The sequence below is a fragment of the Rheinheimera sp. UJ51 genome (assembly GCF_020819615.1).
GTDB lineage: Bacteria > Pseudomonadota > Gammaproteobacteria > Enterobacterales > Alteromonadaceae > Alishewanella > Alishewanella maricola.
The window spans coordinates 1-11,548 of the sequence record NZ_JAJHOG010000026.1 but is presented as its reverse complement, the minus strand read 5'-3'; the positions used below and the strand labels follow the sequence as shown (position 1 = coordinate 11,548).

The 11,548-nt window shown below is 39.2% G+C and carries 5 protein-coding genes; 2 read left to right on the top strand and 3 right to left on the bottom strand.

What is annotated here, in order from left to right; translation table 11 throughout:
• Nucleotides 1–251 precede the first annotated feature (251 nt).
• Nucleotides 252–3,353 carry a TonB-dependent receptor gene (locus LMJ53_RS16810; RefSeq protein WP_229588533.1) on the bottom strand — a complete coding sequence of 1,034 codons (3,102 nt, stop codon included), beginning with the start codon at nucleotides 3,351–3,353 and terminating at the stop codon, nucleotides 252–254.
• Nucleotides 3,354–4,658: 1,305 nt separating this feature from the next.
• Here LMJ53_RS16810 and LMJ53_RS16805 point away from each other — a divergent pair.
• Entirely contained in the window at nucleotides 4,659–6,134 is a 1,476-nt protein-coding gene (locus LMJ53_RS16805; protein WP_229588532.1) for a sulfatase-like hydrolase/transferase, read from the top strand.
• A gap of 84 nt (nucleotides 6,135–6,218) precedes the next feature.
• Here LMJ53_RS16805 and LMJ53_RS16800 read toward each other — a convergent pair whose 3' ends face one another.
• Together LMJ53_RS16800 and LMJ53_RS16795 are read right to left on the bottom strand one after the other, a co-directional pair.
• Entirely contained in the window at nucleotides 6,219–7,826 is a 1,608-nt protein-coding gene (locus LMJ53_RS16800; RefSeq protein ID WP_229588531.1) for a BNR-4 repeat-containing protein, read from the bottom strand.
• 696 nt (nucleotides 7,827–8,522) lie between these two features.
• Entirely contained in the window at nucleotides 8,523–9,188 is a 666-nt protein-coding gene (locus tag LMJ53_RS16795; protein ID WP_229588530.1) for an RpiB/LacA/LacB family sugar-phosphate isomerase, read from the bottom strand.
• Nucleotides 9,189–9,270: 82 nt separating this feature from the next.
• Here LMJ53_RS16795 and LMJ53_RS16790 point away from each other — a divergent pair, with 82 nt between their 5' ends.
• Nucleotides 9,271–11,457, top strand: coding sequence for a BNR-4 repeat-containing protein (locus LMJ53_RS16790; protein WP_229588529.1), 2,187 nt, complete (start codon nucleotides 9,271–9,273; stop codon nucleotides 11,455–11,457).
• Nucleotides 11,458–11,548: the final 91 nt, after the last annotated feature.

Sequence of the window (11,548 nt, the reverse complement as noted above, 5' to 3'; positions counted from 1 at the left end):
AAAGAACCGACGTATATCGGGTTGTTTTAAAGCAGGCATACATAACTCTCATTGTTGGCAACACAGAAAGATATGATGCGTGATCAGTCAGCAAATAAAAGATGTGATGGCCGGACGCTTACCATTATTCAGCAGAAAGACTTACAATATTATGCACAAAAGCCAACATAGCAGACAAATAAAAAAACCCAGTAACAAAATATGTTATTGGGCTTTTTGCTAATCTAAAGATGAGTGTTCAAGAAATACTATTAAAAGGTATAACTGACACCGAAACTATAAGTACGACCATCATAACGGATGCGGTTAACTGCGTCTTTGTTACCACCGATGTACTCATAACCTTGATCTGCAGTTAAGTTGAACGCACGTAAGTCAACTCTGAAGTTACGGTTGAAGGTATAAGAAGCAGCCATGTCAAGACGTCCACGGGCCGTTTCAAAACGTGCATCAGTTCCTAAGAAGCCACTATTCGTTCCATCTAAAATGATGTTTTGAGATAGTTGCTGAGCATCTCGCCAGTTGTATGTTAAACGAATACTAAATCCATCATTTTCCCAATAACCAATTATGTTATATGACTCTGGCGATACCCTTAATAGAGTTGTTCCATCAGCAGACTCGTCAGTATTAATTTTAGTATAATTGAATACACCACCAAAACCATTCCAAGGGTATGATAAAAAATCGAGCTTTTGTTGAATTGCTAATTCATAACCAGTTACTTTAATTGAGCCATTTGTATTAATTGCTTGGTTAACAGTAATGCGACGAGCGGAATCACTAACATTCCCTTGGGAATCAGTGAAAGGTTCTAATTCACGACACTCTATACCGCCTGTACCGCTGCCTTCAACAAGACCTGTTGGACCAAACAAACCATCACTTACATAACTTGGTATATCATCACCACAAATTGGCGCAGTACCAAATAAACCAGTGATTTCCTTTTCAAAGAAACCGATAGAAATCGCACTACCTTCGCGGTTATACCATTCTAGAGAGATATCAAAGTTCTCCGCAGTGTATGGTTTCACATCGGAAGATGGTAAATCCACACGCACACTGGTCACATCACCATCATCATCTTCATTTGCCGTGATGATGGTGGTTGGATTTTGGCTTCGCAGATTGGGTCTAACAATTCCTTCATAGCTCGCTAAACGCAAGATAACGTCCTCCGTTAATTCGAGCTTAATGTTCAATGATGGCAAGGTATGACTGTAACTATTTCCTAAAGTGCGCTGTTGTAACACGCCATCAGAATCAATAAATGCACCAGTGAAAACGTTATCGGTTTCAATTCTTCTAAAACCTAAATTACCTGAATATAAAACTGAACCCAGTTGACCGCTGAAGTTGCCCATTAAATACGCAGCAGAAATGTCTTGAGTCGTGTCAAAGTTACGGGCAAAAAACGTATTTCTTCCTTGAGTTTGATGAACAGCCCAACCGGTAGGAGAAGCTAATTGAGAACCTGCTGGAAGCCTATCAAGAATACCGCTTTGAAGAAGAGGGCGAAGATTTGTTGAGTCAATTGTGACCCAACCAGTCTCAGGACCAAATGCACCTGGGAATTCCCCATTAAAGAATCCCCCCTGAGTTTCCACAAACAGTTTCGCATTCCCAAATATATTCGCAGTCGTTAATGCGCCAACATTAATACCACCAGCACCTATACGAAGGTCATTATTGATAAGCTGTTCTTTTTGATAACGATATCCACTTTTCAAGGAATCCAACCGAAATACATCTCTAAATCCAAAGTTGGTATAACGTAAAACATTCAATTCACCAGAATCCATTTCACGTATTGGATTATCGACACGACCATTGACATAAAAATCGACTCTTCTATTTCCATTAACGGAACGAGGCAGTCCACTATTGAAACCTGTAACGGATGGAGAACTCCAATTACCATCATATATATATGAATTAAGAGCAGATGGGTTTAATACGTTAATAAACGCCTGACTCAAGTCACCATTCCCAGTATTAATTTCTATGTCAATACCGGTTGGATTGAAACTTCCTCTACTGCCGTCGACTTGGTGACGAAGATCAATGCCTTCGTTAATGAAAAAATTTTCTGATTCTGATTTGGAAAAAGTCCCGTCAACTACCCAGTCGTCTTTTATATAATCACCATACAGATAAAGACCTTTTGCGTCTTCAGTAAATTGAAGTAAACGGTTAGCGGGTAACCAATTCACGTTAGTAATACGTGCATGGCCCACAGTATAACTTGGAGGATCACCAGGCCCTGCAAAACCAGAACGGGAAGGTGCGCCCAACAAGGTTATTTGTTGCTGCGCGTTATCTGCTTGGCTACGTAGAAGAAACTGTGTATCTTCTAAATTACTTTGATCAAGTGTACGCTTAGTATATATGTAGTCTAAGCCAAGTTTAAGGTCATCAGTCACCTTAAATTCAAAGTTTAAAGCACCAGAATGACGATCACCATTTTGTACTTCTGCAGCCTGACCTGCACGAGAAATAACACGTATTTGCGAATTATCTTCCAATCCATGTTGAGCTCGATAAGCGTCGATTGCTTCTGCACTGATAACTGGTCGAACACCTGTTTGTAAGCCAGTTTCCTGATTAAAAGTGACTAAATCAGTATACTGTGTGAAATTAACAGTATCGCGGCGATAGTTTTGCCCTGAGCCGGCAACTTTAAACGCAATACCCAGTCGACCGTCCATAAAATGTTTAACACCTTGGAGTCGGTAGTTGGTATTGAAGTCTTCAGACAAATCCTCATACCGTGTACCTAAATCGACTTTTAATAAACCATCTCTTTTACTTAATGCTCTTTGAAATTGAAGGTCTACAATTCCAGCTATACCACCCGCTTGTAAATCTGCTGTAGGACTCTTAATAACTGTGACGCCATCGAATATACCTGCCTCAAATGCCCCAAACGGGTTAGACTCGCCAGCTGCACCTTCGCTACGACTTGGTGTGGTGATGGATTGACCAATCGCTGTTGTTTTAACAAAATCACCTGGTAACCCGCGTAAACTTATTTCTGAATCACGGCTTTCACTATCACGATTTAACTGGATGCCCGGTAATGCTTGTAAGGCCTCTCCCAAATCTAGAGCTGGTAACTCATCAATATCTGTTGCTGAAATAGCATCAACGACAGAAGCTGATTCTTTTTTAATATTCAGTGCAGCTTCTAAGGCCGATCTGACGCCTTTCACTTCTATAACTTCTACTTCTATGCTTTCTTGTTCAGAGTTAAGAGCTTTACTAACTTCTTGTGCAATCAAACTTGGTGTACTGATTGCTAATAATAATGCTGCCGAACCCGTTTTAAACCTGTTATTTCTTGTTTTCATATCCTGTCCCCACGATAAGGTTCTCAATCATCAAATTAGAAAGAGATGCTTTATTTTAATAAATTTTCACCAACCGCAAGCCCAAAATAACACCAATAACAGCCATTTTCAATCTTTTCCAATCATTACAATTCGATGAATTTTGACATTATTCTAACCATAAAAGTTAGATCTATGTTTTTGAGACAGAATTTGCTGGAAAACACTGGTTGCTTTAAACGTATAGACGAATTCACTTAAGCTTGTTAAGTGCTATCGTTTCACTATCGAGTGATAACAAATTGCCGATTTTCCCGATTAACCGTTAGGTTATGGAAATCAAGACCAATGACAAGCAACATATTGAATAAAATAGCTTTTTAGCTGAAAAACCAATATTAAAGCAATCGCATGATTTAGTGAACTTATTTCTTTGTGCCTGTCAGTAACATTGCTACTTTTACACTTTTATCTTCGCTTTCCATATCGTCATTCCAACCAAGAATTGAAACCAAGCATAACTAGACATAAACGGATGATTGACTGTCGCGCTGAAAGCCTAAAAATAGCAAGCCTCGGTGCTCTTACCACTGCATAAATCCTGTTTCTCAATAACTTTTGGGCCTGAGCTGACCTAATTTGACTGAAAGTGATTTAATGCTATAATGGTAATCATGAATTTTAGATTCTAAACACCTAAACTCGTTTAAGTATAGTTTTATTAATAAAGCACACTGAGAATCAAGCTCACCCGCTATCAAATTAATAACCTTAAATTCCAACTGCCGTGCTGAGCCCAATCAGAATGCTACATCAAACTCTTATCCGTGGGTTCAAGCAGTGATACATAGGTCTAACATGTTTGAAAGAGGCAATACTTAATTGCTGGAGAGCCATCATTTAGACTATCAATCCTATATGCATAACAAATTCGCTACAACAGATAAACTTACGGATCCTGTTAAGAAAAACAATACATAATTTCATTTCGTTGATTTCGTTTTAATTACCACATTACAAATGGCTTAATCGAATGAGATAAATTAGAACACATTTAATCTACAAAGATGGACATGAGCGACGTCACAAAAACTGGAGAAAATGATTGTGAAACAAAAAATACAGTAAGTTTAGTTATTTCCTAGACAGGTGTTTGTAAAAAACTATGCCGAAGTCTACTTCAAAATAAGTAAAGTCAAACTAGCCACAAGTTAGTGAAACACTCAATATTCTCTCTAGAGCTTAGGCAGAGCAAAACTCCTAGAGAATAGTGGAGCTGATTTACTCGGCGTTAAATCGCACGATTGTATTTAATAAAGGACAACCATGAAAATACAAACCCTTTTGATTCTCTCGATGATTATTGCACTAAACGCCTGCCATTCAACTGAAGAAGCCTTAGAGGAGCAGCCAAATATACTATTTATATTGGCTGATGACCATCGTTGGGATCTACTTGGCTACAAGCATCCAATTATAAAAACATCGAATCTAGATGAACTTGCAAACAAGGGGTTTTCATTTGAAAACACTTTTGTCACAACACCCATTTGTGCCTCAAGCAGGATCAGTATCCTCACTGGTCTAACTGAACGTACTCATGATTTCACTTTCTCCCAACCCACAACAGGAGAAATTGAATCAAGAAACATGTACCCTCAAATCCTGAAATCAAAAGGGTATCAGTCTGCGTTTGTGGGCAAATACGAAATCAAGATATCCGGGCGTCAAGAAGATAGATTTGACTTTTTTAAACCCCTACTGCAATCGAAAACAGAAGTTTATGATGGAGAAGAAATTCCACAGACCTATTACATTGCTGCGCTCGCTAGTGACTTTATAAAGTCAGCAAGTAAGTCATCCAAACCTTGGACTATGTCAGTTAACTTCTGGAATCCTCATGCCCATGATGGTGATTTGGAAGACCAATTTCATTATCCGGCAGAGTTTGAAACATTATATGCAGAAGACGTTATTCCTCCGGCGAAGTTATCTGAAGATGAAAATTTTGAACAACTGCCAAGTTTCCTAAAAAAATCTATTGCTCGTCAACGCTGGAAATTTCGTTTTGGCACTGATGTAATTTACCAAAAGATGACAAAACGTCATTATCGAGCTATCAGCAGTGTTGATGCTGCCGTTGGCAAGATTATTGAGACTTTGAGGCAAACTGGCGAAGACAAAAACACCATAATTATTTATACCGGAGACAATGGATATTTTATGAACGAGAGGCAGCTGGCTGGCAAATGGTTTGGTTGGGATGAAGCTTTACGTGTGCCGCTAATCATTTTTGACCCGCGCAAGCAAAATGCAAAACAAGTAAAGGTACAGCAGTTTGCTCTTAATATTGATATTGCACCAACGATTCTCGATTTCGCTGGTATTAAAGCCCCTGATAGCTATCAGGGAAAGAGTCTACTTCCTCTAATTTACGGAGAATCTGTTCCAAAATGGCGTGACAGTTTCTTTTTTGAGCATATGTATCAACCTAAACACGCATCAATTCCACCTATGGTGGGTATTAGAACAGAACGATGGAAATACATTGATTTTTATAAAAATGGATATGAGCAGCTATACGATCTGAACAGTGACCCTGAGGAAAAAATAAACCTTGCTACATCCCAGAAATTTAGCTCAGTTTTACAAACTCTTCGAGAGGAAACAATTAAGTCTATTCAATATTTTGAAAGCCAAAGAACGGAAGAGGTAAAACGTCGTGAATATTTTAACAATACAAATTGTAAGTTACACGAAGTTAAAAGAGGCTATCCACCCGCTTGTGGATCAGCTCGGTAGACTCGCAATTATAAAAATGTATGCAACAGTTTTTTATTAATTTATGGAGCCACTGATTAAATGGCTCCCTCTTTAAATGGACTTTCAACACTGTTCGCTGAGGCCTTTTTTTATGCTCAAGGAAGATGGCGAATTAGAACTTGCAACTGGAGCCTGATTATCGCCTTCTAGATCTAAATCAATAATTTGAAGATAAAGGGGCATAGCATTACCTGTTTTTCTTTCCATTAGAAAGTAGTAAACCTTGCCATCTTTAATGTAGAGAGTACCGTGATCAAAGACAGGTCCTTCTGTAGCTTGATAAACACGAAAAAAATCATTCGTTCCACCTTTTGCTCTCTCAACATAAGGCCGACCTCCACTCAAGCCAACAATATAAACATTGTCTCCGGCCGTATAAACTTGGCTGGCACCTGCAAAATCCGAAGAGATTATAAAATCTTCAGCACCGGCGGGCTTGTAAGAATGCAAATGTACTTCTTCATAATCAGGCCGATTTCTGTCAGTAGAACACACCGAACTAATCATGTGAATGTCGCCGTTTTCAGTTACTGTCCAATCAAAATTTCGAACTATATATACAGAATTTGCCTCTTTATGACTTATATAGTCACCCGGCTCGAATATTTTAATTTCATCAGAATCAATCAATGGCCAAGTAATGGATTTCCCTTTGTGATCCTTCCAGTCCCCAAATCCTTGAGGATGATCAGAATAGGCATAGTAGACACCATTCTGATACTTGTACTTATCATTGTTATCGCTGCTACGTTGTTGGAATCCAACACGAAGCTTACCGTTTACATACTTCATGTTGCCATAAAGGCCCCAATTGTAGGCATTGCCTTTGCTTTTCTGATCTTTTTCATTAAATTTAGTGAAATTAGACCAAGTTTCAGTATTAGCATCATAACGGTTAAAAACGTAAGCACCGTTGTTATTGCCTCCCAGTCGCATATATAGCAATAAGGTACCGTCAGTAGTAGTAAAAAATTTAGGATAAGTCAACCCTGCAAAATTATTTTTATCGTCAATATTGCCGGTCATGGTGATATGTTTGTAATCGTTATCATCTTGCTTAATTCCACTAGTATCTTTGACAAACTTATCCAATGTAAATTTTTCATCTGGCAAATCAGCAGCACCGGAAATGCTGTAAGAGTATCGGAAGAAATCGTCTTTAAATTTTCCGTCATGGTTGTTGTCATCATAGGCGTGCATGTCATAAACCATGTGAATTGTACCGTTAACCGGGCTGATCGCTAGGCCAATGGTGTTATGAGATTCGCCCACTAGGGGATTACCACGGAAACCTGTATGACGATGCGGGAATTCTATGGTTACCAACTTGCCGGTTAAGGTGTTGTAACGGGTGAGCATGACGTTTCGTAATGCTTTCCCCCCCTTGTACCAGGTCATGAAAACATAGTGCTTGTATGTTTTAACTGCGTCACCGTGTGCAGAGATATTAGCTCCAAAGAAATAGTCATACTTTTCGCCCTGATCAGGGCTCGCGAAATTGTCAAAGTCTAGTTTTTGGCCGTCAAAATGGAGGCCACTTTCGGTAATTTTTACTTGCGTTTCCAAGGTTACTTTTGCACTTACCGATGCATGACAAAGCAATAACGCCGAAAATAGTGATGCTTTAGCTAATGCAATGCGGGTGAAACAATCAAATTTAATACCTAACATAAGTTTCATTCTCATTTTAGATGCGTCGTTAATGTATTTAATTGCTGAATCTGCAAACAACACAAATTGCGAGCATGTCAGCCAAGGTAACTACTCTATTACAATTCACAATCAATTTCACTCACTTTAAACCAAAAATAGTCATTCAAATCCAGATCAGCCAACTATGTAAGTGGGAAATTTATAACCAATCGTTTATAAAAGTTTTTTAAGGAAAATTGATGAAATAACCGTTTTAAGTGACGTGTTTGTAGATTTTTTTAATTAACTCATTTATCGATCTCACTGTTGTGACTTTTAGCACCTGACGGTTTTTTACCTAGCATCTTGGTTGGATGTTTTCACGGGCATCAGCGCAGAATAATTGCAGTGCCCTATCATTGTTAAAGGCGCTATTATGATTAATAGTTATTTGCAGCAGTTTTTTTGAGCGTTAAATTATTTTCCCTAAGGTGGCCTTTTCAACAAAGCTTAAATCAAGTACGTGATGTGTATTGTGGCTATTTTAACTTTCGTTCTTGGTTGGTTATATCAAAAAACCAACCAAAGCCTGTAAAGGTGTAATATTTGCTAGATAGCATCAATCAATGCGCCAAATCATTTTGAGCATTTGGCAGGGGCGGGATAGTTACGATAACGAGTTGAAAACTCACAGCACACACCTTGATCTTCGCAGCATTACCGAATAGTTAAGGCCTAAATTAAGCCTTTAACATACTCTGCCAATTCGTCACTTTCACAGTTTGCGAAGAATGCAGATTGAAAACGCTCGCTACCTACAGCTTGTCTTACTAATTCCTGTTCAAGGTTTTTAAATGATTCAAGCAAAGTATCTTTCGCAATTGCGGCTTTAACCTCACTCAAAATAACCGCATTCTTTTGCTGCGGTTCAGCGCGCTCCGTTGGGTAACCCTGTCCGCGATCCCCCGAAGTAAAAGCCTTTTCAAACATATAACGTAAATTTAACTCAGCGCCCCAACCAAAACCTTTGGCAAAAGCTAATGCAATAGCATTACCGTTGTTCACCTGATTAAATAAAAAAGCGTCGGTAGGCTCTAAGCAGTAACCGCATAATACTCCGGGATGCGCATTTAACGACATCATAGCGCCCTGCCCAGTGCCGCAGCCTGCAACAACAAAATCAACTGCATTTGCATTTAATAACAAACTGGCTTGAATGCCTAAGTGAACATAGGTGAGATGATGGTCATTTTCGTTATTCATACCCACGTTATAGACCTCATGCCCCAAAGGCTTTACGACCCCTTCTAATTCAGCTAAGACCATTGCATTTTTAGCTGCTTGGCTATTTTCCATCATAAGTGCGATTTTCATTATCACTCCTAAAGCATGTAGATTCACATCAAAATATGTGATTAAACTTGATTTTTAATGACGTAATTTGCCAGAATATACAATATCCGTATAAATTAAGATAGTAAACATGATCAATAAGCCAGTTTTTTTCAAAACAATTATCGTTGTTTGCTGCTTGGTATTTTTAAGTGGCTGTAAAAACCCAAATAAAGAATCGAAGAGTGATAAAGTAGAAAACGCTTTTTTTGCCCAGCGAGAAGAGTTAATTCAAAAATACTCAGAACAAGATAGGGTTTTTGAAATACTTGCAATGCAAGCTGACCCAAACGATCCAGAAAGCGTTGAATATTGGCGCTGGCGTATAGATCAGTACTTATACGGTCAGTATTCAGAATACCAGCCACTTTATGATGCGTTTACTGCCAATAAAACGTTCCAGCAAATTTATAATATGTCCAAGGAGGATCTCGGCCCTAAGGTATCTGAACCCTCTAATCTTCCTGAATTACCTGAAGGATACTTTACGGAAAATTTACCCGGCAATCCACATACTGGTTGGTCTTACATTTCAGGAGATACACTTTATATAACCTATCAGGGAAAACTGACTGACCCTTACATTGCCAGTTACAATCTTAAAAGCCATGTGTGGCAAGGGCCATACAAAGCTGGTGAAAGTACACTGTCAAAAGGCGACCGCAAAATAGACAGTCATGGTCGCCCAATTATTGAACAAGATAGCAAAGGCCATTTGCATATTGTTTACGGCGGACATGGTGGCGAAAGAGAAGATGGACTCAACCCTCTTTCAATCGATACCCCCCATGCGGGCGGTCGAATGCTACATATTATTTCGGAAAAGCCAAATGATATAAGTAAATTCGATTATGTTGCTGACATCTCGCCCTATGCGTCTTATACCAAAAGCTACAAAATGGCGAATGGTGACATCTATTTGTTTACAAGGGCAGGTACGCACAAATCACCCTGGGTTTACTACAAAATGAAACATGGTCAGCAAACTTTTGAGCCACCAGTGATTCTCACTAGACCGACTGTCCAGCAGGATAATCCGATAAATGTAGATACGTTTTACATCACCCCCCTCAAAATATCAGACACTGAAATAGCGATTAGCTACTTATGGCATGAATGTAATTTCCTAGAAATACATGATAAAACCCATTACAGTCGAATCAACGCATATTACATGCGCCTAGACACCACGACTGACATGATTTTTAATGCACAGGGTGAAGAGATTAAACTACCCATTACACTAAGCATTGCAAACGAAAAAATGTTAGCATTTGATTCAACAGACAAAAAAGAAACGCCATTTAGTACCAAGCCTCTAATACTTGAGGATAACTCTCCAGCGCTAGCTTATCAGGCAAGGAGCAAAGACTTTTCCGAATGGCGGATGACTGCTTTTAAAGAGGGTAAATGGGCACATAGCCTCCCCATGCCGGGAACACTTAAACGCACTGTAAAGGATATAGAAAATAATCTAATCAAGACGATAACTGCTTTTGAAACATTTCATAGTGAGCAAGCAGAACATGCTGCACTCGTTGTTTATGGCAACTATGACGGTAATATAATCCTTGCCGAGGCCACCAGTAACAACGGTCAAGATTGGCAAGTGACAAAACAGCATTTAGTATTAAACAAAACACGAATTCAAATCAAAGCAGTTAAAGACAGCTCTGGATATTCACGTGCAGTTATTGTGGCACTAAAAAAAGGTGCTGCACAAAGGTTGTATCTTTGGCATGAAGGCAAGTTTCGCGGAAACAAGCGGGATATCCCAATTATTGCAGAATCCTTTGAAAAAGGTGGTTGGAACGCTACTCATCCTCGCGGCTTCATGCCAGGAATTAATCCAAACCTAGAAGCAAACTTTCTATTTAATCAACTTCAAGGCGAACACGCATTTAAGTTAGAAAACAAAATAGTGCGTGATGGGCAATACTCAGCCAAACTTATTTGGCACCATACCCATCCAGCGGCTTTCAACGGTAAAGCAAACGTGGTCGATAATGTTGACCGTAAAGCCATGTTCCATGGACATAAAACGCCTGACGTAATGGGTACTGAGGCATGGTATGGCTTTAGCATGTACTTTCCAAAAAAAGGAACTAAAGATGAAAATAATCCCTGGCTGTTTTTTCAGATTCACGGCAGCGCAGATAAGCATCTGAATGAGCCTTCTAGGAATCCACCGTTTAGTCTTACATTGACACCAGATGGTCTGCAAGGTGCTTGGAAATGGGATGCTAATAATACCATTCCATCTTGTTTTCTGCTCTAATTGTACTCACCAAATCATCACACTCTGAGTCTTATGAATCATACTGCTGAAGACATCCTTAAGCTTTCTCGCGCCGAGAAAAATGGGCGTA